At 72.4% G+C, this 24286-nt stretch carries 22 protein-coding genes, 1 tRNA gene and 2 pseudogenes; 11 read left to right on the plus strand and 14 right to left on the minus strand.

Annotation, left to right across the window (positions count from 1 at the left end; translation table 11 throughout):
- The first annotated feature begins 128 nt into the window (after positions 1 to 128).
- Genes serC through aroA form a run of 4 tightly spaced genes read left to right on the plus strand, consistent with a single transcriptional unit; the run spans position 129 to position 4826 of the window.
- A complete protein-coding gene (gene serC / locus ACFO3Q_RS07230; RefSeq protein WP_377003976.1) occupies positions 129 to 1211 on the plus strand; it encodes a 3-phosphoserine/phosphohydroxythreonine transaminase in 1083 nt (360 codons plus the stop codon).
- The gene (pheA, locus tag ACFO3Q_RS07235) at positions 1211 to 2359 is read left to right on the plus strand and encodes a prephenate dehydratase (RefSeq protein ID WP_377003978.1); all 1149 of its coding nucleotides are present in this window, start codon (positions 1211 to 1213) and stop codon (positions 2357 to 2359) included. Before serC ends, pheA begins: the two co-directional genes overlap by 1 nt.
- The gene (gene hisC, locus ACFO3Q_RS07240; protein WP_377003979.1) at positions 2356 to 3483 is read left to right on the plus strand and encodes a histidinol-phosphate transaminase; all 1128 of its coding nucleotides are present in this window, start codon (positions 2356 to 2358) and stop codon (positions 3481 to 3483) included. The genes pheA and hisC overlap by 4 nt, the downstream gene beginning before the upstream one ends.
- A complete protein-coding gene (gene aroA, locus ACFO3Q_RS07245; RefSeq protein WP_377003980.1) occupies positions 3480 to 4826 on the plus strand; it encodes a 3-phosphoshikimate 1-carboxyvinyltransferase in 1347 nt (448 codons plus the stop codon). Before hisC ends, aroA begins: the two co-directional genes overlap by 4 nt.
- Before the next feature lie 116 nt (positions 4827 to 4942).
- Here aroA and ACFO3Q_RS07250 read toward each other — a convergent pair whose 3' ends face one another.
- The 11 genes from ACFO3Q_RS07250 to ACFO3Q_RS07300 all read right to left on the minus strand — a co-directional run bounded on the left by ACFO3Q_RS07250 (position 4943) and on the right by ACFO3Q_RS07300 (position 14270).
- Positions 4943 to 5668, minus strand: coding sequence for a sulfite exporter TauE/SafE family protein (locus ACFO3Q_RS07250; RefSeq protein WP_377003981.1), 726 nt, complete (start codon positions 5666 to 5668; stop codon positions 4943 to 4945).
- A 1-nt stretch (position 5669) separates the two neighbouring features.
- The gene (gene ccoS / locus ACFO3Q_RS07255; RefSeq protein ID WP_377003982.1) at positions 5670 to 5864 is read right to left on the minus strand and encodes a cbb3-type cytochrome oxidase assembly protein CcoS; all 195 of its coding nucleotides are present in this window, start codon (positions 5862 to 5864) and stop codon (positions 5670 to 5672) included.
- Positions 5861 to 8260 (minus strand): heavy metal translocating P-type ATPase, encoded by a 2400-nt coding sequence (locus tag ACFO3Q_RS07260; protein ID WP_377003983.1) that lies wholly within the window; start codon positions 8258 to 8260, stop codon positions 5861 to 5863. Before ACFO3Q_RS07260 ends, ccoS begins: the two co-directional genes overlap by 4 nt.
- 5 nt (positions 8261 to 8265) lie before the next feature.
- Positions 8266 to 8481, minus strand: a complete 216-nt coding sequence (locus ACFO3Q_RS07265) for a hypothetical protein (RefSeq protein ID WP_377003984.1) — start codon at positions 8479 to 8481, stop codon at positions 8266 to 8268.
- A complete protein-coding gene (gene ccoG / locus ACFO3Q_RS07270; protein ID WP_377003985.1) occupies positions 8478 to 9926 on the minus strand; it encodes a cytochrome c oxidase accessory protein CcoG in 1449 nt (482 codons plus the stop codon). Before ccoG ends, ACFO3Q_RS07265 begins: the two co-directional genes overlap by 4 nt.
- Entirely contained in the window at positions 9923 to 10204 is a 282-nt protein-coding gene (locus ACFO3Q_RS07275) for a hypothetical protein (RefSeq protein WP_377003986.1), read from the minus strand. Before ACFO3Q_RS07275 ends, ccoG begins: the two co-directional genes overlap by 4 nt.
- Positions 10204 to 11148 carry a cytochrome-c oxidase, cbb3-type subunit III gene (ccoP, locus tag ACFO3Q_RS07280; protein ID WP_377003987.1) on the minus strand — a complete coding sequence of 315 codons (945 nt, stop codon included), beginning with the start codon at positions 11146 to 11148 and terminating at the stop codon, positions 10204 to 10206. The genes ACFO3Q_RS07275 and ccoP overlap by 1 nt, the downstream gene beginning before the upstream one ends.
- On the minus strand, positions 11148 to 11288 hold the full coding sequence (locus ACFO3Q_RS07285; RefSeq protein ID WP_377003988.1) for a cbb3-type cytochrome oxidase subunit 3: 141 nt from the start codon (positions 11286 to 11288) through the stop codon (positions 11148 to 11150). Before ACFO3Q_RS07285 ends, ccoP begins: the two co-directional genes overlap by 1 nt.
- A 1-nt stretch (position 11289) precedes the next feature.
- Positions 11290 to 11967: a cytochrome-c oxidase, cbb3-type subunit II gene (gene ccoO, locus ACFO3Q_RS07290; protein ID WP_377003989.1), complete on the minus strand. Its 678-nt coding sequence runs from the start codon at positions 11965 to 11967 to the stop codon at positions 11290 to 11292.
- Positions 11968 to 11981: 14 nt separating this feature from the next.
- Positions 11982 to 13412 carry a cytochrome-c oxidase, cbb3-type subunit I gene (gene ccoN / locus ACFO3Q_RS07295; RefSeq protein ID WP_377003990.1) on the minus strand — a complete coding sequence of 477 codons (1431 nt, stop codon included), beginning with the start codon at positions 13410 to 13412 and terminating at the stop codon, positions 11982 to 11984.
- 144 nt (positions 13413 to 13556) lie between these two features.
- On the minus strand, positions 13557 to 14270 hold the full coding sequence (locus ACFO3Q_RS07300; RefSeq protein ID WP_377003991.1) for an energy transducer TonB: 714 nt from the start codon (positions 14268 to 14270) through the stop codon (positions 13557 to 13559).
- A 138-nt stretch (positions 14271 to 14408) separates the two neighbouring features.
- Here ACFO3Q_RS07300 and serS point away from each other — a divergent pair, with 138 nt between their 5' ends.
- The 3 genes and pseudogenes from serS to ACFO3Q_RS07315 all read left to right on the plus strand — a co-directional run bounded on the left by serS (position 14409) and on the right by ACFO3Q_RS07315 (position 16892).
- Positions 14409 to 15689: a serine--tRNA ligase gene (gene serS, locus ACFO3Q_RS07305; protein WP_377003992.1), complete on the plus strand. Its 1281-nt coding sequence runs from the start codon at positions 14409 to 14411 to the stop codon at positions 15687 to 15689.
- Between the two features lie 94 nt (positions 15690 to 15783).
- A pseudogene (locus ACFO3Q_RS07310) lies at positions 15784 to 16701 on the plus strand (LysR family transcriptional regulator); the annotation flags it as partial.
- Positions 16702 to 16802: 101 nt separating this feature from the next.
- A tRNA-Ser gene (locus ACFO3Q_RS07315) sits at positions 16803 to 16892 on the plus strand.
- Between the two features lie 38 nt (positions 16893 to 16930).
- Here ACFO3Q_RS07315 and ACFO3Q_RS07320 read toward each other — a convergent pair.
- Complete coding sequence (locus ACFO3Q_RS07320) at positions 16931 to 17113, minus strand: helix-turn-helix transcriptional regulator (protein ID WP_377003993.1); 183 nt, start codon at positions 17111 to 17113, stop codon at positions 16931 to 16933.
- A 227-nt stretch (positions 17114 to 17340) separates the two neighbouring features.
- Between ACFO3Q_RS07320 and ACFO3Q_RS07325 the strand changes: the two genes are divergently transcribed.
- Entirely contained in the window at positions 17341 to 17988 is a 648-nt protein-coding gene (locus tag ACFO3Q_RS07325) for a response regulator (RefSeq protein ID WP_377003994.1), read from the plus strand.
- Positions 17989 to 18198: 210 nt separating this feature from the next.
- Here ACFO3Q_RS07325 and ACFO3Q_RS07330 read toward each other — a convergent pair whose 3' ends face one another.
- A complete protein-coding gene (locus tag ACFO3Q_RS07330) occupies positions 18199 to 21402 on the minus strand; it encodes an Rne/Rng family ribonuclease (RefSeq protein WP_465251329.1) in 3204 nt (1067 codons plus the stop codon).
- A gap of 415 nt (positions 21403 to 21817) precedes the next feature.
- Between ACFO3Q_RS07330 and ACFO3Q_RS07335 the strand changes: the two genes are divergently transcribed.
- Entirely contained in the window at positions 21818 to 22768 is a 951-nt protein-coding gene (locus ACFO3Q_RS07335) for an RluA family pseudouridine synthase (protein ID WP_377003995.1), read from the plus strand.
- A gap of 18 nt (positions 22769 to 22786) precedes the next feature.
- Here the strand turns inward: ACFO3Q_RS07335 and ACFO3Q_RS07340 are convergent, their stop codons facing one another.
- Positions 22787 to 23140: a 4a-hydroxytetrahydrobiopterin dehydratase gene (locus ACFO3Q_RS07340; RefSeq protein WP_377003996.1), complete on the minus strand. Its 354-nt coding sequence runs from the start codon at positions 23138 to 23140 to the stop codon at positions 22787 to 22789.
- Between the two features lie 93 nt (positions 23141 to 23233).
- Between ACFO3Q_RS07340 and ACFO3Q_RS07345 the strand changes: the two genes are divergently transcribed.
- On the plus strand, positions 23234 to 23824 hold the full coding sequence (locus ACFO3Q_RS07345; protein ID WP_377003997.1) for an NfuA family Fe-S biogenesis protein: 591 nt from the start codon (positions 23234 to 23236) through the stop codon (positions 23822 to 23824).
- A gap of 142 nt (positions 23825 to 23966) precedes the next feature.
- Positions 23967 to 24286: pseudogene (locus ACFO3Q_RS07350) on the plus strand (hypothetical protein); the annotation flags it as partial.

Genomic DNA, 24286 nt, shown 5'->3' on the forward strand with positions numbered 1-24286 from the left:
GGCGCAGGCGCCACGGCCGGGCCGCGGGGATGCGGAGGCCGTCTCCGTCGTGTGTCGTTTCTCATCTCTCACTTCCGTCCGCGGCCTGCTAGCCTTCGGCGTCTGCTGTCCTGCACAAACGTGACCCGATGACGCGTGCCTACAACTTCAGCGCCGGCCCGGCCGCGCTGCCCGAGGCGGTCCTGCGCGAAGCGCAGGCCGAACTGCTGGAGTGGGGCGACGCGCGCGCCTCGGTGATGGAGGTGAGCCACCGCGGCGCCGCCTTCGAGGCGCTGGTGGCCGACGCCGAGGCCGACCTGCGCCGCCTCCTGGCCATCCCCGACGACTACGCGGTGCTGTTCCTGCAGGGCGGCGCGACCCAGCAGTTCGCCCTCATCCCGATGAACATCGCCGCGCCCGGGCAGGCCGCGGACTTCGTGGTCACCGGGCACTGGAGCGCCAAGGCGCTGGCGGAGGCGGGCACCTACGTCGACGCGCGCATCGCCGCCGATGCGGGGGCGCCCTACGTCGCGCTGCCGCCGCGCGCGGGCTGGCGGCTGTCGGACGATGCCGCCTACGTGCACATCTGCCAGAACGAGACCATCCAGGGCGTGGAGTTCCAGGAGGCCCCGGCCGACCTGCCGGCACCGCTGGTCTCCGATTTCTCGTCCACACTGCTGTCGCGCCCGCTCGACGTGTCGAGATACGGCCTGATCTACGCCGGTGCGCAGAAGAACGTCGGCCCGGCCGGGCTGACCCTGGTGATCGTGCGCCGCGACCTGCTTGAACGCGCCGGCCAGCCGCGCGCCAGGATCCTCTCCTATGCCGAACAGGCGGCGCAGCGCTCCATGCTCAACACGCCGGCGACCTTTCCGATCTACCTTGCCGCGCGGGTCTTCAAGTGGCTGGAGCGCGAGGGCGGCCTGGCCGCCATGGGCGAGCGCAACCGACGCAAGGCGCAGGCGCTGTACGCGGCCATCGACGGCAGCGGCGGCTTCTACCGCAATCCGGTGGACCCGGCCGTGCGGTCGTGGATGAACGTGCCCTTCGCGATCCACGAGGAGCGTCTGCACGCCGTGTTCCTGGAGGAGTCCGACGCCGCCGGCCTGCTCGCGCTCAAGGGCCACAAGGCGGTCGGCGGCCTGCGCGCCTCCATCTACAACGCCATGCCCGAGGCCGGCGTGGCCGCACTGATCGACTTCATGCACGATTTCCAGGAGAGGCACGGCTGATGGCGCCGAAGAAGAGCGCGAACAGGACGCGGCCGGGCAAGGTCGAGGTGCCCGCGGCGAAACCGGCGCGGCCGGACCTGGCGCAGGTCCGCGAGCGCATCGACGCCATCGACCGCCAGATCCAGGCGCTGATCGCCGAGCGCGCGCAGTACGCCCTGCAGGTCGGCAAGGCCAAGGGCAAGCTCGCCGCGGCGGTCGACTACTACCGTCCGGAGCGCGAGGCGCAGGTGCTGCGCATGGTCGTGGACCGCAACGAGGGCCCGCTGTCCGACGAGGTCCTGGTGCACGTGTTCCGCGAGATCATGTCGGCCTGCCTCGCCCAGCAGGAGCCGCTCAAGATCGGCTATCTCGGCCCGGAGGGCACCTTCAGCCAGCAGGCGGTGCTCAAGCACTTCGGCCGTTCCGCGCACGGCCTGCCGCTGGCGTCCATCGAGGAGGTCTTCCAGGAGGTCGAGAACGGCAACGCCGACTTCGGCGTGGTGCCGGTCGAGAACTCGGGACAGGGCACGATCCAGGTCACCCTGGACATGTTCCTGACCTCCAGCCTCAAGATCTGCGGCGAGACCGAGCTGCGCGTGCACCAGTTCCTGCTGTCGCGCTCCGGGCGGATCGAGGACATCGAGCGCATCTACGCCCATCCGCAGTCCTTCGCCCAGACCGCCGGATGGCTGCGCGCCAACCTGCCGAAGGTCGAGAAGATCCCGGTGTCGAGCAACGCCGAGGGCGCGCGCCGCGCGCGCAACGCCGACGACGCTGCCGCCATCGCGGGCGAGAGCGCCGGCCACGTCTACGGGCTCAAGAAGGTCATCACCCGCCCGATCCAGGACGACGCCGACAACACCACGCGCTTCCTGGTGATCGGCCGGCAGATCTTCCCGGCCTCGGGCCACGACCGCACCTCCGTGCTGGTGTTCATCCGCGACAAGCCCGGCGCGCTGTTCGATGTGCTGAGCCCCTTCGCGCGCCACGGCATCAGCATGAACCGCATCGAGTCGCGCCCGTCGCACCAGGCGAAGTGGGAGTACGGTTTCTTCATCGACCTCGCGGGGCACGTCGAGGAGCCGGCGATGAAGGCCGCGCTCGCCGAGTTGGAGGGCCATTCCGCCCAGATCAAGGTGCTGGGCTCGTACCCGGTGGCGGTGCCGTGAGCGTGGCCGTGGAGCTGTTCGAGCGCCTGGCGACGCCGGCGGTCCGGGCGCTGCGCGCCTACGACCCGGGGCACGACCTCGTCGCGCTGCGGGCCCGCTTCGCGCCGGCCGCGCTGGTCGAGCTCGGCGCGAACGAGAACGCCTACGGCCCCTCGCCGGCGGCCCGCGCCGCGGTGCTGGACGTGCTCAACACCCTGCACCGCTATCCGGACCCGACCGGCGCCGCGCTCAAGGCGCGGATCGCGCGGGCGCAGGAACTCGATCCCGCCGGGGTGGTCCTGGGCAACGGCTCGCACGAACTGCTGATGCTGATCGCCCAGGCCTTCGCGACGCCGGGCACCGAGGTGGTCGCGTCGCGCTACGGCTTCGCGGTCTATGCCCTCGCCGCGCAGGCGGTCGGTGCGACGCTGCGGCTGGCCGACGCGCTGCCGCCGGCGCATGCGATGCCCTTGGGGCACGACCTCGACGCGCTTGCCGCGGCGGTCGGTCCCATGACGCGCATCGTCTACCTGGCCAATCCCAACAACCCCACCGGCACCTGGTTCCCGCGGGCGGCGCTCGAGCGCTTCCTCGGCAGGGTGCCCGGCGAGGTGCTGGTGGTGGTCGACGAGGCCTACGCCGAGTTCGTGGACGACCCCGCGGCCGGCAGCGCGGTGCCCCTGCTCGCGGCGCACCCCAACCTCGTGGTCACGCGCACCTTCTCAAAGGCCTACGCGCTGGCCGGCCTGCGGGTGGGCTATGCGCTGGCGCACCCGCAGCTGGCGGCGGTGCTCGAACGCCTGCGCGAGAGCTTCAACGTCAACAGCGCCGCGCAGGCGGCTGCGCTCGCGGCGCTCGACGACGACGCGCATCTGGCCTGGGTGGTCGAGCGCAACGCCGAGGAGCGCGCCGCGCTCGCGGCGGCGCTGTCGGCGCGGGGCCTGCGCGTGCTGCCGTCGCAGACCAACTTCCTGCTGGTCGACTTCGGCCGCGACACCGCCGCCCTGGAGCCGCGCCTGGTCGCGCAGGGCGTCGTCGTGCGTCCGGTCGGCGGCTACGGCCTTCCGCACTGTCTGCGCATCAGCGTCGGCACGCGCGACGAGAACCGGCGCCTGCTCGCCGTGCTCGACGGGGTGCTGGCATGAGCGCGCGGCTGGACTGGATCGCCCGGCGTGGCACGCCGCTCCGCGGACGCATCGCGGTGCCGGGCGACAAGTCGGTGTCGCACCGGGCGGTGATGCTCGGCGCCGTCGCCGAGGGCATCACCACGGTGCGCGGCTTCCTCGAAGGCGAGGACACTCGCGCCACCGCGGCGGTCATGCGCCAGCTCGGCGTGCACATCGAGACGCCGCGCGAGGGCGAACGCCTGATCTACGGCGTGGGCCTGCGCGGCCTGCGCCCGGCCTCGGCCCCGCTCGACTGCGGCAACGCCGGCACCGGCATGCGCCTGCTCGCGGGCCTGTTCGCCGGCCATGGGCTCGACTGCACCCTCGTGGGCGACGCCTCGCTCAGCCAGCGCCCGATGCGGCGGGTGGTCGATCCGCTGCGCGCCATGGGCGCGCGGATCGATACCCGCCCCGACGGCACGCCGCCGCTGCGCATCCACGGCGGGCATCCGCTGCGGGCGATCGCCTACGAGACGCCGGTGGCGAGCGCGCAGGTGAAGTCGGCACTGCTGCTGGCCGGGCTGTACGCCGAGGGCACCACCGAGGTGCGCGAGCCGCATCCGACCCGCGACTACACCGAGCGGATGCTGGCGGCCTTCGGCTGGCCGGTCGAGTTCGCGCCGGGCATCGCCCGCGTCCTGGGCGGACATCGCCTCCGCGGGACCGAGATCCGGGTGCCGGGCGATTTTTCCTCCGCGGCCTTCTTCATGGTGGCGGCGAGCGTGGTGCCGGGCTCGGAACTGGTGCTGACCGGCGTGGGCGTCAACCCGCGCCGCACCGGCCTGCTGGCGGCCTTGCGCGCGATGGGCGCGGACATCCGCGAGAGCAACCCGCGCGAGTCGGGCGGCGAGCCGGTGGCCGACCTGACGATCCGGCATGCGCCGCTGCGCGGCATCGAGGTCCCGGAGGATCTCGTGCCCGACATGATCGACGAGTTTCCCGCCCTGTTCGTGGCGGCGGCGCTGGCCGAGGGCACCACGGTCGTGCGCGGTGCCGCCGAGCTGCGGGTCAAGGAATCCGACCGCCTCGCCGGCATGAGCGCCGCCCTGCGCGCGCTCGGTGCGGAGATCGAGGAGACGCCGGACGGTGCGCGCATCGTCGGCGGCCGTCTGCACGGTGGCGAGGTGGACAGCCACGGCGACCATCGCCTCGCCATGAGCCTCGCCATCGCGGCGCAGTGCTCGGAAGGAGAGGTGCTGATCCGCGACTGCGCCAACGTTGCGACGTCGTTTCCCGGCTTCGACGCCCTGGCGCGCGGGGTGGGGGTTGCGGTGGGGGAATCGGGAATCGGGAATCGGGAATCGGGACCTGAAGGGATGTGAAGCGGGAACGGGGAACAGGAAACGGGAGGTCGTGTGTGGTGACGGGCGGCGCTGCGTCGAACGGGCGCGTGCTGTCGCTTTTCCTCGCTCCTCACTCCTGATTTCTCACTCCCGACTCAAAGGCAATCCGCCGGGAGCCAGGCGTGCAGGCCGGGGAACTGGGCGCCGAGCCAGGGGCCGGCGAGGACGAGCGCGGCGCAGGCCATCAGGGCGACGCCCGCGCTGCGGCGCAGGGCGGGGCGCTGCGACCAGGCCAGGGCGCGCTGCGCGCCGATGCCCGTGGCGAGCAGGGCGGGCAGGGTGCCGAGCCCGAAGGCCAGCATGACCGCCGCCGCCTGCAGCGGGCGCGCGCTGAGCGAGGCCATCAGCAGCACGGTGTAGACGAAGCCGCAGGGCATCCAGCCCCAGATGGCGCCGAAGGCCAATGCCTTCGGCAGGCTGTTCACCGGGAACAGCCTGCGTCCCAGCGGCGCCAGCCGGCGCCAGGCGCGGTGCCCCAGGCGCGCGCCCGGGTCGCGCAGGCGTCCGAGCAGCACCAGCGCGGCCAGCGCGAGTGCGGCGGCGCTGCCGATGCGCAGCGTCTGGCGGACCGGCGCCGCGTCGAGCTGGGCGATGAGCCCGCCGAGCAGGCCGCCGATCAGCAGGCCCGCCAGCGCATAGGACGCGATGCGCCCGAGCTGGTAGCCGACCAGCAGGTCCAGCCGCGTGCGTCCGTGCGCGTCGCGGCCGGTCGCGATGCCGAGCGCGGCGGAGATGCCGCCGCACATCGCCAGGCAGTGGCCGCTGGCGAACAGGCCGAGCAGGAATGCGGCGAACAGCCCGAGGGTGTCGGGAAAGGCCATGTCAGCGGGCGTCGCCGTCCTCGGCGCGCGGCTCCCCGGACCCGCGCGGCGGCAGCGGGCGGTCCTCCGACAGCGGCGTCAGCGCCGGCGTGTCCAGATCGTCGAACTGCGAATGGTTCACCGCCCAGAAGAAGGCCCACACACCCACGCACAGCAGCACGATGCTCAGGGGAATGAGAAGAAGGATGATGTTCATGCCAGCGCCTCCCGCGTCGCGCCGGCCTCGCCCGCGGGCGCGGCCGGCAGGTCGATGCGCAGCGAGTTCATGATGACCACCACCGAGCTGGCCGACATGCCGAGGGCGGCCAGCCACGGCGGCACGAAGCCGAACGCGGCGAGCGGCACCACCGACAGGTTGTAGCCCAGGGCCCAGTTGAGGTTCTGGCGCAGCACCGCGAGCATGCGGCGCCCGAGCTGGCGCGCCTCGAGCACGCCGTCCAGGCGTTCGCCGGTGAGCAGCAGGCCGCTCACCGCCTGCGCCAGCGCGGTGCCCGAGCCGAGCGCCACCGCCACATCCGCGGCGGCCAGCACCGGCGCGTCGTTGATGCCGTCGCCGACGACGACCACGCGCGCGCCGCCCTCGCGCAGCGCGGCGACCCGCGCCAGCTTGTCCGCCGGCGTGGCCGCCGCCTGCCAGTCGCGGATGCCGAGCGTGGCGGCCATCGCCGCGACCCGCGCCGGCGCGTCGCCGCTGAGGATCTCCACGCGCATGCCCTCGGCCTGGAGGCGGGCGATCAGGTCGGCGGTGCCCGGCCGCGGCCGCTCGCCGACCGGGAAGCGGGCGATCGGGCCGTCGGCGTCGGCGAGCAGCAGGGCGTCGCCGCCGTCCCCACCCGCGAAGTCGGCCCGGCCCAGGCGCAGGCGCCGGCCGTCGATGCTGCCCTCGACGCCGGCGCCGGCGACCTGGGCGAGATCGACCGCCTCGGGCAGCGGCGCATCGCCGGCCGCGGCGCGCACGGCGGCGGCCAGCGGATGCGTATTCCCCTGCTCCAGCGCGGCGGCCAGCGCGAGCGCCTCGCGCCGGCTGCCGCGCAGTACCTCGACCGCGGCAGGATCGACGTGGGGCAGGCTGAGGGTGCCCGTCTTGTCGAAGACCACGCAGTCCGCACCTGCCAAGGCCTCCAGCGCATCGGCGTCCATGACCAGCACGCCGCGGCGGGCCAGCACGGCGAGCGCGCGGGTCAGGGCGGACGGCACCGCCAGCGCGAACGCGCAGGGGCAGCTCACCACCAGCACCGCGAGGGCGGCGGCGAAGGCCTGCTCCGGGCGCACCAGCGTCCAGCCGAGCGCGGTGAGCACGGTGAGGGTGAGCACGCGGATCACGAAGTGGGTCGCACGGACGTCGGCCATGCGGGCGAGCCGCGGCTTCCGCGTCGCCGCGCGGGTGACCATCTGCACGATGCCGGAGAGCACCGTCTCCGCGCCCACGCGCTGCACGCGGACCTCCACCGGCCCGTCCAGCACCAGGCTGCCCGCGATCAGGGCGTCGCCGGGCGCGTGCCGGCGCGGCGTCGACTCGCCGCTCAGGAGCGACTCGTCCACCCGGCAGGCCGGGCCGACCAGCACGCCGTCGGCGGGCACGCTGGCGCCCGCGGCCACGCGGACCACGTCGCCCGGCTCCAGCTCGTGCACGCCGACCTGCTCGTAGCCGTCGGCGCCGCGACGCTCGGCCAGGGTCGGCTGCAGGCGCGCGAGGGCATCCACCACGTCCCCGGCGCGGTGGCGCGCGCGCATCTCGACATAGCGCCCCGTGAGCAGGAAGAACACGAACATGGTGACCGAGTCGAAGTAGATCTCGTGGCCCCCGCGCAGCGTCTCGACGAGGCTGGCGACGTAGATCAGGCCGATGGCGATGGCGACCGGCGTGTCCATCGAGAGCCGGCGGCTTCGCCATTCGCGCAGCGCACCGGCGAAGAAGGGCCGGGCGGAGTAGAGCACGACCGGCGTGGCGACCACGAAGCCGACCCAGCGGAAGAAGTCGCGCACCGCCGGATCGATGCCGTCGAAGGCGCCGGCATAGAGCGCCACCGCGTACATCATCGCCTGCATGGCGCCGAGCCCGGCCACGACCAGGCGCTTGAGCGCGTCCCGCGTCTCGCGCTGGCGCAGGGAGTCCAGCGCCTCGGCGTCGAGCGGCTGCGGCACGTAGCCGAGCCGCGCCATGGCCTCCAGCAGCGTCGAGAGGCGCGTCCGCTCCGGGTCGAACAGCAGGCGCACCCGGCGCGCCGGCGCGTTCACGCCGACCTCGTGGACGCCCGGCAGGCGGCCGAGCGCGTGCTCGATCAGCCAGGCGCAGGCCGCGCAGCGCAGCCCTTCCACCAGCACCACCGCCTCGGCGCGACCGTCGCCGCGCCGGCGCACGTGCAGGCGCGCAAGCTGCGGGCGGTCCCAGGCGCCGAAGTCCGGCCGGTCGGATTCGCCGCGCACGGCGGGTTCGCTGCGCAGGCTGTAGTAGTCGCCGAGCCCCAGCCCCTCGATCCACTCCGCCGCGGCGCGGCAGCCGATGCAGCACACCGGGCGCGCGACCCCGCCGACCCGGGCGACGAGGCTGCAGTCGGGCGGAATGGGCTCGTTGCAGTGGAAGCAGGCCATCGGCGTCAGTCCGCGGCCCCGTCGTCGAGGTGGTCGTGCTCGACCTTCACGATCGGCGGGATCTTGCTCACGCCCGAGGACTGCACCTCCACGTAGCGATCCGGCGAGGCCAGCGCGGTGCGGACGAGCATGAGCGAGGCGGTCACCGTGGCGCTCAGGAGCAGCAGAATGAGCCACACCTCCGGGACGCGGTACCAAGGTTGCGGGCGAGGGGATGTCATGGCGCCTCCGGGGCGAAGAAATGGGTGCGGGCCGCGATGCGCAGGGGCTCGGCGTCGTCCGCCGCGGCCGCCTCCGCGACGACCTCGATGCGGTGGCGGCCGCGCACGGCCCCGTCGGCGTCGCGGAGGGTCAGGGGCAGCGAGTGGACCTCGCCCGGCGCGAGCGTGACGCGCGGACGGCCGATCACGCGCAGCGGCAATGCGCTGTCCACCGACAGGTGCAGGGCCATCGGCCGGTCGGTCTTGTTCACCAGCTTGACCGCGTAGCTGTTCTCGATGCCGCCGTCGGCGACTTCGCGGTAGAGCGCGTTGCGGTCGTGCAGGACCTCGACGATGAGCGGCGCGCGGCCGGCGACGCCCCAGGCGAAGGCGCCGGCGATGGCCAGCAGCAGGGCGCCGTACGCGAACACCCGTGGGCGCAGGATGCGCGTGCGCGCGCCGGCCATCGCGCTCTCGGTGGTGTAGCGGATCAGTCCCGCGGGGTAGTCCATGCGCCGCATCACGTCGTCGCAGGCGTCGATGCAGGCGGCGCAGGCGATGCACTCGATCTGCAGGCCGTCGCGGATGTCGATGCCGGTGGGGCAGACCTGCACGCAGGCCTTGCAGTCGATGCAGTCGCCCAGGCCCGCGACCGCGGGGTCCGCGGCCATGCCCGCCGCGCCGCGGCGCTCCAGCACGCTGGGCGTGCTGCGGCGGCGGTGCCCGCGGTTCTCGCCGCGCGCGGCGTCGTAGCTGATGATCAGGGTGTCGCGGTCGAACATGGCGCCCTGGAAGCGCGCGTAGGGGCACATGTACTTGCAGACCTGCTCGCGCAGGAAGCCGGCGTTGCCGTAGGTCGCGAAGGCGTAGAACAGGATCCAGAACGCCGCCCAGCCGCCGACCTCGAAGGTGGCGATGGCCGGCACCAGCTCGCGGATCGGCACGAAGAAGCCGACGAAGGTGAGGCCGGTCCACAGCGCGAAGCCGATCCACAGCGCCTGCTTGGCCGCCTTGCGCGCGAGCTTGCGCGGCGTCCACGGCGCGGCGTCGAGCTTCATGCGCTTGTTGCGGTCGCCCTCGACCCAGCGCTCCATCCAGAGGAACACCTCGGTCCATACCGTCTGCGGGCAGGCGTAGCCGCACCACAGGCGGCCGGCCAGGGCGGTGAAGAAGAACAGCGTCAGCGCCGCCAGCATCAGCAGCAGGGCGAGCAGGAAGAAGTCCTGCGGCCAGAAGGTCAGGCCGAACACGTGGAACTGGCGCGCGGGCAGGTCGAACAGCACCAGCTGCTGCCCGCCGATGCTGATCCACGGGAACAGGTAGAACATGCCCAGCAGCCAGAACACCGCGGCGGTGCGCAGGCGCTGGAAGCGGCCCTTGATCTCGCGCGGGTAGACCTTGGGCTGCTTCGCGTACAGCGACTCCGCCGGCGCGTCGACCAGGTCGAGCTTGATCGGGCGGGTCATCGCGGCATCCGGGGCCGGCGCGGAATCGCCAGCAGGCAGGCGGTGAACAGGCTGGCCGAGAAGGTGGCCGCCCAGAACATGAAGAAGCCGATGGTGTAGCCGCCCATCCGCGAGACCGGAAGCTGGGGCCAGGTGCCGGCGGCGAGCGCGAGCGGGTCGACAACGGCGAAGAACACCATCGTCGACACGCCCGCGGCGAAGAACGACGGCCACGCGACCGCGCCGCCGACGCGCAGGCGATTGCGCCGGCGCCCGTGCGGGTCGGTCGCGGCACGCATCAGCGCCCGCCTCCCGTCAGCGCGATGCCCTCGTCGTCGGCGGTTGCCTCGCGCAGGTCGCGCTCCTGCGCGAGCAGCCAGGCCGCGGCCAGGCGCACCTGGTCCTCGCCGAGGATGCGATCCCAGGCGGGCATGACGCTGTGGCGGCCGTTGGCGATGGTCTCGCGGATGGCCTCGCGGCTGCCGCCGTAGATCCAGGCGTTGGCGGTCAGGTTCGGTGCGCCGAGCGCGGGGTTGCCGCGTCCGTCGACGCCGTGGCAGCCGGCACAGATCGCCTCGAAGCGCGACTTGCCGCGCATCGCCAGCGTGTCCACGTGCGACTGGCCGGAGAGGCGCCGCACGTAGTCGGCGACCTCGCGCACGCCATCGTCGCCGAGCACGCTGCCCCAGCCCGGCATGACGCCGATCCGGCCGTGCAGGATGCTCGCCACCACCGCGTCCGCGTCGCCGCCGTGGATCCAGTTGCCGTCCACGAGGTTGGGGTAGCCGGTGGCGCCGCGCGCGTCGGAGCCGTGGCAGCCGGCGCAGTTGTTGGCGAAGACGTTGCGGCCGATCTTCACCGCGTCGGGATCGTCGACGAGCGCGTCCAGCGGCTTCCCGCGGAAGCCTGCGTAAACGGCGTCGAGGCGGGCGCGGTTGTCGGCCATCGCCTGGAGCATCTCCTTCTCGGAGGTCCAGCCGAGCCGCCCGGGGATGTTGCCCAGGCCGGGATAGGCGACCAGGTAGCCGATGCTGAACACGACGGTCAGCACGAACAGCCACAGCCACCAGCGCGGAAGCGGGTTGTTGAGTTCCCGGATGTCCTCGTCCCAGGTGTGACCGGTATCGGTGGCCGGCTTCTCGTCCGCGGGGCGCCTGCGCGCGGTGGCGAACAGCAGCCACACCAGGCCGACGATGTTGAGCACCGTCAGCACGATGACGTACCAACTCCATGAAGCCGACATCAGCGTTGCTCCTCGTCTTCGTCGTCCAGCGGCAGCTGCGCCGCCTGGTCGAAATCCTTCTTCCGGCGCCGGCTCCACGCCCACAGCGTGATGCCGACGAAGATCACCAGCAGGACCGCGGTGACGATGCCCGAACCCATGTCAGCGTCCTCCGGCCGGCTGCTGCGGCGGTGCGTCGGCGGCCGCGGTCTCGGTGGCGCCGACGCCGTGGTCGTCCGGCGCGTCCGGCGGCGGCAGGCGGCCCTGCAGGTAGGCGATCACCGCGTCCATCTCGGTCTTGCCGGCGAGCTGCTCCGGGATGGAGGCGAAGTCCTCCTCGGTGTAGGGATCGCCCAGGGCCGCGAAGGCGCGCATGGTCCGCTCGACCCGGCGCGCGTCGATGCGGTTGCGTTCGAGCCAGGGGTAGGCCGGCATGTTGGACTCCGGCACCACGTTGCGCGGGTTGATGAGGTGCTCGCGGTGCCAGGCGTCGGAGTAGCGCCCCCCGACGCGGGCGAGGTCCGGGCCGGTGCGCTTCGAGCCCCACTGGAAGGGCCGGTCGTAGACCGACTCGCCCGCCATGGAGTAGTGGCCGTAGCGCTGCGTGTCCGAGGCCAGGGTGCGCACCATCTGCGAATGGCAGTTGTAGCAGCCCTCGCGCAGGTAGACGGCGCGCCCGGCCAGCTCCAGCGGCGGGTAGGGCCTGACGCCCTGCGTCGGCTGGATGGTCTGCGCCTGGAACATCAGCGGCACGATCTCCACCAGCCCGCCGATGCTGATCACCAGCACGATGAGGATGGCCATCAGGCCGACGTTCTTCTCGACGATCTCGTGTTTCATGTCTGCGCCTCCGCTCAGTGGGCCGCGGCCGGCGCCATCGGCACGGCGATCTCGGCGGGCCCCTTGGACTGGGCCCAGGTCTTCCACGTGTTCCAGGCCATCAGGACCATGCCCGCGAGGAACATGACGCCGCCCACGAGCCGCGCGATGTAGTACGGCATCGTCTGCCGCACCGACTCGATGAAGGTGTAGGCGAGCGTCCCGTCGGGATTGGTGGCGCGCCACATCAGGCCCTGCATGACGCCGGCGATCCACATCGAGCTGATGTAGACGACCACGCCCAGGGTGGCGATCCAGAAGTGCAGCTCGATGGCGCGCACCGAGTACATGCGCTCCAGCCCGAGCAGGCGCGGGATCATGTTGTAGAGCGCGCCGAAGGTGATGAAGGCGACCCAGCCGAGCGCGCCGGCATGCACGTGGCCGACCGTCCAGTCGGTGTAGTGCGAGAGCGCGTTGACCGTCTTGATCGACATCATCGGCCCCTCGAAGGTGGCCATGCCGTAGAACGACAGCGAGACGATCAGGAACTTGAGGATCGGGTCGGTGCGGAGCTTATGCCACGCGCCCTGGAGGGTCATGATGCCGTTGATCATGCCGCCCCAGGAGGGCGCCAGCAGGATCAGCGAGAACACCATGCCGAGCGACTGCGCCCAGTCCGGCAGCGCGGTGTAGTGCAGGTGGTGCGGGCCCGCCCACATGTAGATGGAGATCAGCGCCCAGAAGTGCACCACCGACAGGCGGTAGGAGTAGATGGGGCGCTGCGCCTGCTTCGGGACGTAGTAGTACATCATCCCGAGGAAGCCGGCGGTCAGGAAGAAGCCCACCGCGTTGTGGCCGTACCACCACTGCACCATCGCGTCGACCGCGCCGGTGTAGACCGAGTATGAGGTCATCGGCCCGACCGGCACCGAGATGTTGTTGACGATGTGCAGCACCGCGACGGTCAGGATGAACGCGCCGTAGAACCAGTTCGCCACGTAGATGTGCTTGACCCGGCGCTTGACGATGGTGCCGAAGAACACCACCGCGAAGCTGACCCAGACCACGGCGATCAGGATGTCGATCGGCCATTCGAGCTCGGCGTACTCCTTGCCCTGGGTGTAGCCGAGCGGGAGGGTGATGGCCGCGGCGACGATGACCGCCTGCCAGCCCCAGAAGGTGAAGGCGGCGAGCCGGTCGCTGAACAGCCGCGTGCGGCAGGTGCGCTGCACCACGTAATAGGCGGTCGCGAACAGGCCGCAACCGCCGAAGGCGAAGATCACCGCATTGGTGTGCAGCGGGCGCAGCCGCCCGTAGGTCAGCCACGGAATCTCGAAGTTGAGCGCCGGCCAGGCGAGCTGGGCGGCGATGAGTACGCCGACCGCCATGCCCACCACGCCCCACACGATGGTGGCGATGGTGAACTGGCGGACGACCTTGTCGTTGTAGGTTTCGACGGCCTGCATGGAGCACGGTCCCCTGGGTATCCGGGGCGCAGTCTCCGCGCGCGGTCGGGTGCCGCCATTGATCCAAGTCAATGCGGCGTCGTTTCGCCAGGCCCTAGGGTGTGGTCGCGTGCCGCCTCGCCGTCCCGGCCGGTGCCGGCGGCTTCAGTCGATGCTGAAGCCGATGGGGATCTGGATCTCGTCCTCGACCGGCTGCCCGTCCCGCATCGCCGGCTCGAAGCGCCAGCGGCGCACGGCGGCCTGGGCCGCGTTGTCCAGCGTGCGCGATCCGCTGCTGCGGATCACGCGCACGCGGTTCGCCCGCCCGTCGGCATCCACGCTGACCGACAGCACGGTCTCGCCCTGTTCCCGGCGCCGCAGTGCGCGCGAGGGGTAGGGCGGTGGCGGCGAAGCGTCGGCGCGCGGGCTTGCGGACCGCGTCGTGGCGGTGGCCGTGGCCGCGCCGGCCGGAGGCTCCGCGGGGCCGGGGCCGATGCGCTCCCAGCCGCTGCGGTCGAAGTCGTCCTCGGGCGGAAGCGGCGCCGCTGCGAGGGGCGGCTCGTCCTCGATCTCCTCGCGGACCGGGGGCGCCAGCGGCGGCAGGTCGAGCGGTTGGCTGGAGGGCGCCGGCAGGGGCGCGACCCGGGGCGGCGGGAGGCCGCCGCTGTCGGCCGCGACGGCGGGCGGCGGTGCATCGGGATCGGGCTGGCGCAGCACCCACAGGCCGGTCAGCAGCAGGCCGCAGCCCAGGGCGCCGGCGAAGAACAGCAGCGCCACGTGCGGGCGGTCGAGTCCCAGCCGCGCGGGCCAGCCCGTGCGTGCCGGCGGCGCCGTGGCGGGATCGGGCGCGGTGTCGTCGGGCGGCGGCGTGGCTTGCATCGGCACGGCATTCGCAACGGCTGCAGGGGAGGGCGGACGTTACGGCGTCGGCCGCCGCCTCCGCAAACCCGTGCCGCGGTTTGCCGTGCCCGCGCGGCGGCCGCGATAATCCGCGGCCGACCGTCCGGAACCACGCACATGCTCGATCCCGCCCTCCTGCGCGCCGACCTCCATGCCACCGCAGAGCGCCTGCGCACGCTGCGCGGCTACGAGCTGGACGTGGCCTCCATCGAGCGGCTGGAGGCGGAGCGCAAGGCGCTGCAGACGCGCACGCAGGAGCTGCAGAACCTGCGCAACACGCGCTCCAAGGCCATCGGCCAGGCCAAGGCCCGGGGCGAGGACACCGCGCCGCTGATGGCCGAGGTCGCCGGCATCGGCGACGAGCTCAAGAACTCCGAGGCGCGCCTGGACGCCCTGCGCGGCGAGCTCGAGGCCATCGTGCTCGGCATCCCCAACCTGCCGCAGGCCGACGTGCCGCAGGGCAGGGACGAACAGGACAACGTCGAGCAGCACCGCTGGGGCGTCCCGCGCAGCTTCGACTTCGCGCCGAAGGACCACGTCGAGCTCGGCGCGCGCGACGGCTGGCTGGACGCCGAGGCCGGCGCCAAGCTTTCCGGGGCGCGGTTCACGGTCATGCGCGGCGAGCTCGCCCGCCTGCACCGCGCGCTCGCCCAGTTCATGATCGACCTGCACACCCGCGAGCACGGCTACCTCGAGACCAGCGTGCCGCTGATCGTCAATCCCGAGTCGATGCAGGGCACCGGCCAGCTGCCGAAGTTCGAGGAGGACCTGTTCCAGACCCAGGTCGGCGACGCCAGGCGCTACCTCATCCCGACCGCCGAGGTGTCGCTGACCAATCTCGTCCGCGGCGAGATCGTCGAGGACGCGCAGCTGCCGATGCGCCTGACCGCGCACTCGATGTGCTTCCGCGCCGAGGCCGGCAGCTACGGCCGCGACGTGCGCGGCATGATCCGCCAGCACCAGTTCGAGAAGGTCGAGCTGGTCGCCATCGCCCGGCCGCACGAGTCGGCGGCGGTGCACGAGGCGATGACCCGCCACGCCGAGGTGGTGCTGGAGCGCCTGGAGCTCCCCTACCGGCGCATGCTGCTGTGCTCGGGCGACATGGGCTTCTCGGCCGCGCGCACCTACGACCTCGAGGTCTGGCTGCCCGGGCAGGACGCCTACCGCGAGATCTCCTCGATCTCCAACTGCGAGGCCTTCCAGGCCCGCCGCATGCAGGCGCGCTGGCGCAACCCCGACACCGGCAAGCCCGAGCCCCTGCACACGCTCAACGGCTCGGGCGTCGCCGTGGGCCGCGCCCTCGTCGCGGTGATGGAGAACCACCAGCAGGCCGACGGCAGCATCGCGATCCCCGCGGCGCTGCGACCCTACCTCGGCGGGGCAGAGCGCATCGGATGACGGCGCCATTGCTGCAACGCTGCATCCTTTTCATTTCGACCGCGCTAGCATGCGGAACGCCACGCGCGCCGCGCGGTTTCTTCTGGACGGCCTCATGCAGGACCTGAACGACCTTTACTACTTCGCGATGGTGGTGGAGCACAACGGCTTCGCCGCCGCCGAGCGCGCGCTGGGCATCCCGAAGTCCCGCCTGTCGCGGCGCATCGCCCAGCTCGAGAACGACCTCGGCGTGCGCCTGCTGCAGCGCTCGACGCGCCGCTTCGCCGTCACCGACGTCGGCCAGAGCGTCTACCGCCACGCCCAGGCCATGCTGGCCGAGGCCCAGTCGGCACGGGAAGTGGTCGACCGGCTCAGCGCCGAACCGCGCGGGCTGGTCAAGGTCAGCGCGCCGGTCGGCCTGGCGCAGACCCAGCTCGCCAAGCTGGTGCCGCAGTTCCTCAACATGCATCCCCAGGTCCGCCTGCAACTGGTGGTGAGCAACCGGCGGGTGGACGTCATCAACGAGGGCTTCGACGTCGCCCTGCGCGTGCGCAGCCAGCTCAACGACGACGGCAGCCTGGTGATGCGCAGCTTCGGGCACATCCAGGAACTGCTGGTCGCCAGCCCCGCCTACCTGGACCGCGCCGGCCGCCCCTCGCATCCGAACGACCTCGCCCAGCACGTCACCCTCAGCATGAGCGAGGAGGACAGCCGCCAGCGCTGGGACCTGCACGGCCCCGACGGCACCGTGACCCGCATCGACCTGCAGCCGCGCCTGATGGGCTCGGACTTCCCGCTGCTGCGCGAGAGCGCAATCCAGGGCCTGGGCATCACCCTGCTGCCGGAGACCATGTGCGCGGAGGAAGTGCGTACCGGCGCGCTGGAAGTCGTCCTGCCGCAGTGGAACCTGCCGCAGGGCATCTGCCACGCCGTGTTCCCCTCCCGCCGCGGCCTGCTGCCGGCGGTGCGCCTGTTCATCGACTTCCTCGCCGAGCGCATGCCGCCGCTCATCGAGGCTTCGCGCCTGGACTGCAGCATGCACCGCAACGGCGCCCATGCCCCCGTCGCCCGCCCCGAGCTGGTCGCCCGCAACTGACCCGTCCGCGCCGCGGGCGTGCGAGAATCCGCACCCTCGGAGAGATGGCCGAGCGGTTTAAGGCACCGGTCTTGAAAACCGGCGTGGCAGCGATGCCACCGTGGGTTCGAATCCCACTCTCTCCGCCAGTTCGGCCCCGCAAAGCCAAGCGGGGCGCGGGTTTCGGTCAGGCAGCCTGATCGCTACCCATGTTTCCACCCACATCGCGCTCGGCGATGCGCCGGGTGATCCAGGCCTCGACCTCCGTGTCCACCCACAGCGATTTTGCGCCGACCTTCACGGGCTTCGGGAAGGTCCCGGCCGCGATTGCGCCGTAGATCGCGGTGCGCTTTAGGCCGACGCGCTCCATGGCGGTAGACAGGGGTAAGTTCGTCCGAGTCGGACGGGCTGTCGCAGTAGGAAAAGCCCGACGAGAACGGTGGGAAATTTCTTGCCGCGCCCGCCCGAACAGCACCGGGCCTCGGAACCGGTTCTTCGCCTCTTCAGCCACCGGGATCGCGCCGTTGCGCCCGGCTTCACGCGGGCTTAGGCTCGGCCTCCGTACAGGGGCCAGGGACGATGGGGAGGAATGGGGTCATGACGATCCGTGTGTTTCTGCTCGACGACCACGCGCTGGTGCGCGCCGGTTTCCGGATGATCCTGTCGGCGGAGCCCGACATCGAGGTGGTGGGGGAGGCGGCCAGTGGCGAGGAGGGACTGCCGCTGATCCGCGCGCTTGCGCCCGATGTGGTGCTGTGCGACCTGCACCTTCCCGGCGTCAGCGGGCTCGAGGTCACCGAGCGGCTGATGCGTGCGAACGAACCCGTGCGCGTGGTCATCGTCTCGGTGCAGGAGGACGGCCCGCTGCCGCGTCGCCTGCTGGAGGCTGGCGCCAGTGGTTACGTCGGAAAGGGAGGCGACGCCAGCGAACTGCTGCGCGCGGTACGCGATGCGGCGGCCGGCCGCCGCTATCTCGGCGGGCAGGTCGCGCAGATGCTGGCGCTCGGGTCGCTCGGCGGGGAGCGCTCGCCCTTCGACCAGCTCACGCCGCGCGAGCTGGAGATCGCGCTCATGCTCTCGCAGGGCCGGCGCATGGAGGACATCGCCAAGCGGCTGTGCCTCAGTCCGAAGACGGTCGCGACCCACAAGTACCGCCTGCTCGACAAGCTCGAGCTCAAGGACACGGTCTCGCTCGCGCGACTCGCCGGGCAGTACGGCCTGCTGACGCCGGAAGAAGCGCTCTGACGCATCGCGCTGCCGTGTCGCGGCCGCGGTCGCGTGTTCCATCGTTGCGTCCGCCTGCAAGAGGAGTGAGGTCGGCAACGGCGCCTGCCTGATGCTGCCTTTCCGCGAGCCCGAGCCGCGAGGCGCCGCGGGCGTCTGCGCTCCGGCGCACGTGCTGCAGAAACGGGAACGGCCCCTTTCGGGGCCGTTCGTCGTGCCGTCTGCGGAGCGTCAGCCGCGCTCGTCGGGCTTGCGCTCCTGGACATCCGCGTCGCGGTCGGAAGCCACCGGCTCGGGCTGCGCCACGGGCTCGCTCTCGGGAGCGGGTTCCGGCTCTGCCTCTTCCACCGGAGGCGCTGCGGGGGCATCGTCGGCCGTCAGGGCGATCGCGTCGCCCACCGCTTCGGAAGCGGCCTCGGCGCGCTCGACCTCCGTCGCCGGCTCGGGCGCCGTCGCGGGGGCGGGCGCTGCGGCCGCAGGTGCGGGCGGATGTGCGGCGTCGGCGTGATCGGCCGTCGGCGCTTCCGCGCCGCGCGCACCGGCGGTCTCCGCGCCGTCGGCGTCGGCAAGGCTGCGCGGTGCGGTCGCAGGGGGCGGCGGCAGCACCTCCGCGGCGGGCGCGGCATCGGCTGCGAGGCCCTCCTGGGCCTGCTCCTGCGCGACCGGCTCGGAAGCCGGCTCCGATGTCGCGGCGGCCGGCGGAACCTCCTCAACGGTGGGGGCCGGAGCGGGGGCAGGGGCGGCGGGTTCGCCCTTCGGCGGGGCATCGCTGCCGGATTCCGCCACCGCGGCGTCCCGTGCGGGACGACGGCTGCGCGGTGCGCGTGCGGGCCGTTCCGGGGCTTCCGGCGCGGCATCGGCCTGGACTGCGACGTCCTCGTCGAGGGCCGGGGTGCCCACGGTCACGGGTGCCACGTCCGCCTGGTCGCGCGGTGCGTCCTCGAGGAACTCCACCGCCTCGGCGGGGAGGCCGAGCCGCGCGGCCGCGCTGCGTGCGCCGGGCGTCGATTCGGCGCCCTCGTCGATCGCGTCCCCGGCGTCGTCGTCGAAGTCGAGCTCGGACTGCGGAGCGGTGTTGGCGTCATCGCCCGCACCCGCTTCGCCGCGACGACGGCGGCGACCGCCGCGACGGCCGCGGCGACGGCGGCCGCCCGTCTCGGACGTGGCCTCGGCGCCGCCCTCGACTGGCGCAGGTGCGCCGTCCTGGTTGCGGGCGTCGGCGTTCTCCTGCGTCACCGGCTCGGAGGTCTGCAACTGCGGCGGGGTGGCGCGCGTCTCCGTTGCGGCGTCGACCGCCACCGCAGCGGCGGCCGTTGCGCCTGCCGCCTCGGGTGCCGGCCTGGACGCGGCCGGCACGGCGTCGGTCCGCGGCCGTTCGTTCGCGGCTGCGGTCTGCTCCGTACGCGCCTCCTGGCGCTCGCGGGGCGGCCGCTGCTGCTTGTCGCGGGGCGGCTGGTTGCGTCCGGCCTCGGCCGTGGCCTCACGTGCGGGCTGCTGACCCTGCTGGCCCTTGTTGCGCTTTCCGCGGCCCTCCTGCTGCTGGCCGCCGGCGGCGGCCGGCTGGGCGTTGCCGCGCCCGTTGCCGTTGTTGTTGCCGTTGCCGCCCTGGCCGCGGCCGCGGCGGTTCTCCTCGTCGCGGCGACCGCGACGGCGCTCGCCGCGGCGCTCGCCGGCCTCGGTGCCGCGTGCGCTGCGCTCCGGCGCGGGCGCCGGGGCCGGTGCGACGGCGGGCTGGCCGCGGAACCAGCGCACCATGCGCTCGATCAGGCCGGCCGAGTGGGTCGGCGCCGGCGCTTCCTGCACGGGAGCGGGGGCCGGTGCGGGCTCGGGCTCGCGCACCGGTGCGGGTGCGGCAGGGCGTACGTGCGTGACCGCCGGCGGCGGGATGTTGAGGTTGGCCTTGGTGAGCGCGTGGGTTTCGAGCTTGCGCGGGCTGACGCGGTGGTAGCTCGGCTTGCTGGTCTCCTCGCCGAGCTCGTTCTCGCGGATGCGGCTGACGTTGAAGTGCGGGGTCTCGATCTGCTGGTCGGCGACGATGACCAGCGGCGCCTTGTGGCGCTCCTCGATCTCGCTCAGCGCGCGACGCTTCTCGTTGAGCAGGTAGTTGGCGATCTCCGGCGGCGCCTGCACCAGCACCTGGCCGGTGTTGTCCTTCATGGCGTGCTCTTCGGCCAGTCGCAGGATCGACAGCGACAGCGACTCCACGCTGCGCATGCGGCCGTGGCCGTCGCAGCGCGGGCAGACGATCTGGCTGGATTCGCCGAGGCTCGGACGCAGGCGCTGGCGCGACATCTCCAGCAGGCCGAAGCGCGAGATGCGCCCGATCTGCACGCGCGCGCGGTCGTTCTTGAGCGCCTGCTGGAGGCGGTTCTCCACCTCGCGCTGGTGCTTGGACGAGGACATGTCGATGAAGTCGATCACCACCAGGCCGCCGAGGTCGCGCAGGCGCAACTGGCGGGCGACTTCCTCGGCCGCCTCCAGATTGGTGTGGAAGGCCGTCTCCTCGATGTCGCCGCCCTTGGTGGCGCGCGCCGAGTTGACGTCGATGGCGGTCAGCGCCTCGGTCTGGTCGACGACGATGGAGCCGCCCGAGGGCAGGCGGACCTGGCGCTCGTAGGCGCCCTCGATCTGCGATTCGATCTGGTAGCGGTTGAACAGCGGAACGTTGTCGGTGTAGTGCTTCAGCTTGCGCAGCTGCTGCGGCATCACCTGTTCCATGAACTCGCGCGCCTCGGCGTAGAGTTCCTCGGTGTCGACCAGGATCTCGCCGATGTCGGCGCGCAGGTAGTCGCGCAGCGCGCGGATGATGAGACGCGACTCCTGGTAGATCAGGAAGGGCGCCGGCCGCGACAGGGCGGCATCGGTGATGGCGCGCCAGACCTGGAGCAGGTAGTCCAGGTCCCACTGCAGTTCATCGGCGTCGCGGCCCACGCCCGCGGTGCGGATGATCACCCCCATGTCGTCGGGGATGGTCAGCTTGTCCATGGCCTCCTTGAGCGCCTGCCGGTCCTCGCCCTCGATCCGGCGCGAGACGCCGCCGGCGGTGGGGGAGTTCGGCATCAGCACCATGTAGCGGCCGGCCAGGGAGATGAAGGTGGTCAGGGCCGCGCCCTTGTTGCCGCGCTCTTCCTTGTCCACCTGGACGACGACTTCCTGCCCTTCGCGCAGGATCTCCTTGAGGCCCGCCTTGTTCGGGTCGACGCCTTCGCGGAAGTAGTCGCGGGAGATTTCCTTCAGCGGGAGGAAGCCGTGGCGCTCTGCGCCGTATTCGACGAAGGCCGCTTCGAGGGAGGGTTCGAGCCGGGTGATGCGGCCCTTGTAGATGTTGGATTTGCGCTGTTCGCGCGAGGGTTGTTCGATGTCGATGTCGTAGAGGGTCTGGCCGTCCACGATCGCGACCCGCAGTTCTTCCGCCTGGGTCGCGTTGATGAGCATCCGCTTCATTGATTGGTGTCCTCACGCGCTCGACCGCGAGAACGCCGGCTGCCTGGGCAGTCGCGCTTGATCCGACCGGGCCTTCGCCCGGTGCGGGGCACTGCGACGGCCGCGTCGCGATGGCGATGCGGCCCTGCCGAAACTTCCAGCGCTGCTACCGGACCGCTGGGCGTTGCCCACGGGAGCGCTCGTTGAATACGTCCGTCGCGCGCGAACGCGCGGCGGTATGGCCGCGATCCGGACATCGCCCGGGCCGGGACGATCTATCCGTCCGCCCGCGCCGGCCGCTAACATGGCCGCCCCCGAGGGGCGTCGGCAGCGTCGTTGCAGGATCCGCCACAGGCAGGCTTTCGGCCGACTTGCAACGAAATCAGGACGTTATCTCGCGGCCTTAGTGTATCAGAGTCGATTGCCCATGGCGGACCAAACGAATCCCGTCGGCGTCCGTCACGTGCGCGTGCCCGACGACCGCGACGGACAGCGCCTCGACAACTTCCTGCTCGGGCAGCTCAAGGGCGCGCCCCGAGGCCTGGTCTACAAGCTCGTGCGGAGCGGGCAGGTGCGGGTCAACGGCAAGCGGGCCAAGGCGGAATCGCGCCTTTCCGCGGGCGACGACGTGCGCCTGCCGCCGGTGAAGCCGGACGAGCCCGGGCAGGCGGCCGTGCCGCCGCGGGCGCTGCTGGAGCGCATGCAGGCGTCCATCGTGTTCGAGGACCGCGCCCTGCTCGCCATCTCCAAGCCCTCGGGCGTCGCCTCGCACGGCGGCAGCGGGATCAGCTTCGGCGTGATCGAGCTGCTGCGCGCCCTGCGTCCGGGGGAGCCGCTGGAGCTGGTGCACCGGCTCGACCGCGACACCTCCGGCCTGATGGTGATCGCCAAGAAGCGCTCCGCGCTGCTGCAGTTGCAGGCGCTGCTGCGCGAGGAGGGCGGGATCGGCAAGCGCTACCTGGCGCTGCTCACCGGACGCCTGCCCGACGGCACGCTCACCGTGGACGCGCCGCTGCACGTCGGCCTGCGCCAGGGCGGGGAGCGGCACGTGCGGGTCGACCCCACGGGCAAGCCCAGCCGCAGCCACTTCACCGTCCTGGAACGCCGTGGCGGGCAGAGCTACTGCGAGGTGCGCATCGAGACCGGCCGCACCCACCAGATCCGCGCGCACGCCGCCCATCTCGGCCATGCCGTGGCCGGCGACGACAAGTACGGGGATCCGGAGGTCAACCGCCGGCTGCGCGACAAGGCCGGGCTGCGGCGGCTGTTCCTGCATGCGGCGTCGCTGGAGTTCGCGCTGGACGACGGGCGTTCGCCCTACGTGCTGAACGCGCCGCTGGCGCCGGACCTCGCCGAGGCGCTCGACCGGCTGGGGTAATGCGGCCGGAGCGGCTGCTCAGGCCGGCGCGTCCGCGAAGATGCGGTCGGCGCGCGCGGCGCAGATGAAGTCGTTCTCGGACAGGCCGTCCACGTCGTGGGTGGAGTAGCGCACGACCACGCGGTCGTAGTGCACGCCGAGGTCGGGGTGGTGGTCCTCGCGGTGCGCCATGAAGGCGAGGGCGTTCACGAACGCCATAGTCCGGTAGTAGTCGGCGAAGCGGAAGGTGCGGCGCAGCGCGCGCCCGTCCTCGACGAGTTCCCAGCCTGCGATCTCGGGGAGCAGCTCGCGCACGCGCGCTTCGGTCAGGCGGTGCTCGGCGCCACGGCGCGCCACGCAGTGTGCCGCGTGCAGCGGGGTGAGGTCGTTCATGCCGTCGGTCCGTCGGAAGATCGGGCCGCCCAGTATAGGCGCGGCATGCCGCGAGTCACCGGGCGGTGGCGGTTGGTGGGCTAGAATCCGCGCATGATCCAGATCAGCGAGAACGCGCAGCGGCATTTCCGCCGGCTGCTCGAGACCCAGGGCGGCGACGCCGTCGGCATCCGCCTGTCGGCGGTGGAGGCGGGCACGCCCCGGGCGGATGCGCGCCTGGAGTTCTGCGACGCCGACGAGCTCGACGGCGACGAGTGGGCGATCGAGTGCGAGGGCTTCGTGCTCTACGTCGATGCGCAGGTGGCGCCGTACTTCGACGCGGCCGAGATCGACTACGTGGCCGCCGGCACCGGCGGCCAGCTCAACATCCGCGCGCCGAAGATCAAGGGCCACGTACCGGGCGAGGACGCTTCGCCGGTCGAGCGGGTGCGCTGGCTGATCGAGACCGAGATCAATCCGCAGCTCGCCTCCCACGGCGGCCGGGTGGCGCTGGAGGAGATCACCGCCGACGGCGTGGTCGTGCTGCGCTTCGGCGGTGGCTGCCACGGCTGCGGCATGGCCGACGTGACCCTGAAGCAGGGCATCGAGAAGACGCTGCTGGCGCGGGTCCCCGGGCTCACGGCGGTCCGTGACGCGACCGACCACGCGACCGGCGACGCACCGTACATCCAGCGGCAGGCCTGAACCGCACGGCGATGCGCCGCGCGCCCGCCTTCGCACCGTCTTCACCATCCGCTGGCGTTCATGCGCCGCCGGGCATCGTCCCGCGACGGCCGCGCCAGGCGGCGCCGGCGTTCTTCGCCCTTCCGCAGCCCGACGGGTGCCCGTGACCGCAGCCGCTCCGAGATCGCCAGGCCACCGCCGTACCCGCCCGGGACTCCTCGAGCGCTTCGTCTGGACCCGCCCCTTCAGCGCGCTCGCGATGGCGCTGGCGGTCGCCCTGCACCTGATGGTGCTGCTCGTGCTGATCGCCCCGGTCCTGCCGCCGCTGCCGCCCACGCGCACCGAGCGCGCCGAGGCCGCGCGCCGGCAGGCGGCCGAGCCGGAGGGCGGCTTCACCCTTGTCGAGATCGCCGCACCGGCGCCGCCTTCGCCCGCACCGCCGCCGGCCGCACGGGCGCCCGAGCCCGCGCCCCAGCCGCCGCC

This window comes from Coralloluteibacterium thermophilum (assembly GCF_042654365.1).
GTDB lineage: Bacteria > Pseudomonadota > Gammaproteobacteria > Xanthomonadales > Xanthomonadaceae > Coralloluteibacterium > Coralloluteibacterium thermophilum.

Bases quoted from the DNA above. Each gene is read 5' to 3' on its own strand.
- serC (WP_377003976.1), top strand. From the start codon at position 129: ATGACGCGTGCCTACAACTTCAGCGCCGGCCCGGCCGCGCTGCCCGAG.
- pheA (WP_377003978.1), top strand. From the start codon at position 1,211: ATGGCGCCGAAGAAGAGCGCGAACAGGACGCGGCCGGGCAAGGTCGAG.
- aroA (WP_377003980.1), top strand. From the start codon at position 3,480: ATGAGCGCGCGGCTGGACTGGATCGCCCGGCGTGGCACGCCGCTCCGC.
- ACFO3Q_RS07250 (WP_377003981.1), bottom strand. From the start codon at position 5,668: ATGGCCTTTCCCGACACCCTCGGGCTGTTCGCCGCATTCCTGCTCGGC.
- ccoS (WP_377003982.1), bottom strand. From the start codon at position 5,864: ATGAACATCATCCTTCTTCTCATTCCCCTGAGCATCGTGCTGCTGTGC.
- ACFO3Q_RS07260 (WP_377003983.1), bottom strand. From the start codon at position 8,260: ATGGCCTGCTTCCACTGCAACGAGCCCATTCCGCCCGACTGCAGCCTC.
- ACFO3Q_RS07265 (WP_377003984.1), bottom strand. From the start codon at position 8,481: ATGACATCCCCTCGCCCGCAACCTTGGTACCGCGTCCCGGAGGTGTGG.
- ccoG (WP_377003985.1), bottom strand. From the start codon at position 9,926: ATGACCCGCCCGATCAAGCTCGACCTGGTCGACGCGCCGGCGGAGTCG.
- ACFO3Q_RS07275 (WP_377003986.1), bottom strand. From the start codon at position 10,204: ATGCGTGCCGCGACCGACCCGCACGGGCGCCGGCGCAATCGCCTGCGC.
- ccoP (WP_377003987.1), bottom strand. From the start codon at position 11,148: ATGTCGGCTTCATGGAGTTGGTACGTCATCGTGCTGACGGTGCTCAAC.
- ACFO3Q_RS07285 (WP_377003988.1), bottom strand. From the start codon at position 11,288: ATGGGTTCGGGCATCGTCACCGCGGTCCTGCTGGTGATCTTCGTCGGC.
- ccoO (WP_377003989.1), bottom strand. From the start codon at position 11,967: ATGAAACACGAGATCGTCGAGAAGAACGTCGGCCTGATGGCCATCCTC.
- ccoN (WP_377003990.1), bottom strand. From the start codon at position 13,412: ATGCAGGCCGTCGAAACCTACAACGACAAGGTCGTCCGCCAGTTCACC.
- ACFO3Q_RS07300 (WP_377003991.1), bottom strand. From the start codon at position 14,270: ATGCAAGCCACGCCGCCGCCCGACGACACCGCGCCCGATCCCGCCACG.
- serS (WP_377003992.1), top strand. From the start codon at position 14,409: ATGCTCGATCCCGCCCTCCTGCGCGCCGACCTCCATGCCACCGCAGAG.
- ACFO3Q_RS07320 (WP_377003993.1), bottom strand. From the start codon at position 17,113: ATGGAGCGCGTCGGCCTAAAGCGCACCGCGATCTACGGCGCAATCGCG.
- ACFO3Q_RS07325 (WP_377003994.1), top strand. From the start codon at position 17,341: ATGACGATCCGTGTGTTTCTGCTCGACGACCACGCGCTGGTGCGCGCC.
- ACFO3Q_RS07330 (WP_465251329.1), bottom strand. From the start codon at position 21,402: ATGCTCATCAACGCGACCCAGGCGGAAGAACTGCGGGTCGCGATCGTG.
- ACFO3Q_RS07335 (WP_377003995.1), top strand. From the start codon at position 21,818: ATGGCGGACCAAACGAATCCCGTCGGCGTCCGTCACGTGCGCGTGCCC.
- ACFO3Q_RS07340 (WP_377003996.1), bottom strand. From the start codon at position 23,140: ATGAACGACCTCACCCCGCTGCACGCGGCACACTGCGTGGCGCGCCGT.
- ACFO3Q_RS07345 (WP_377003997.1), top strand. From the start codon at position 23,234: ATGATCCAGATCAGCGAGAACGCGCAGCGGCATTTCCGCCGGCTGCTC.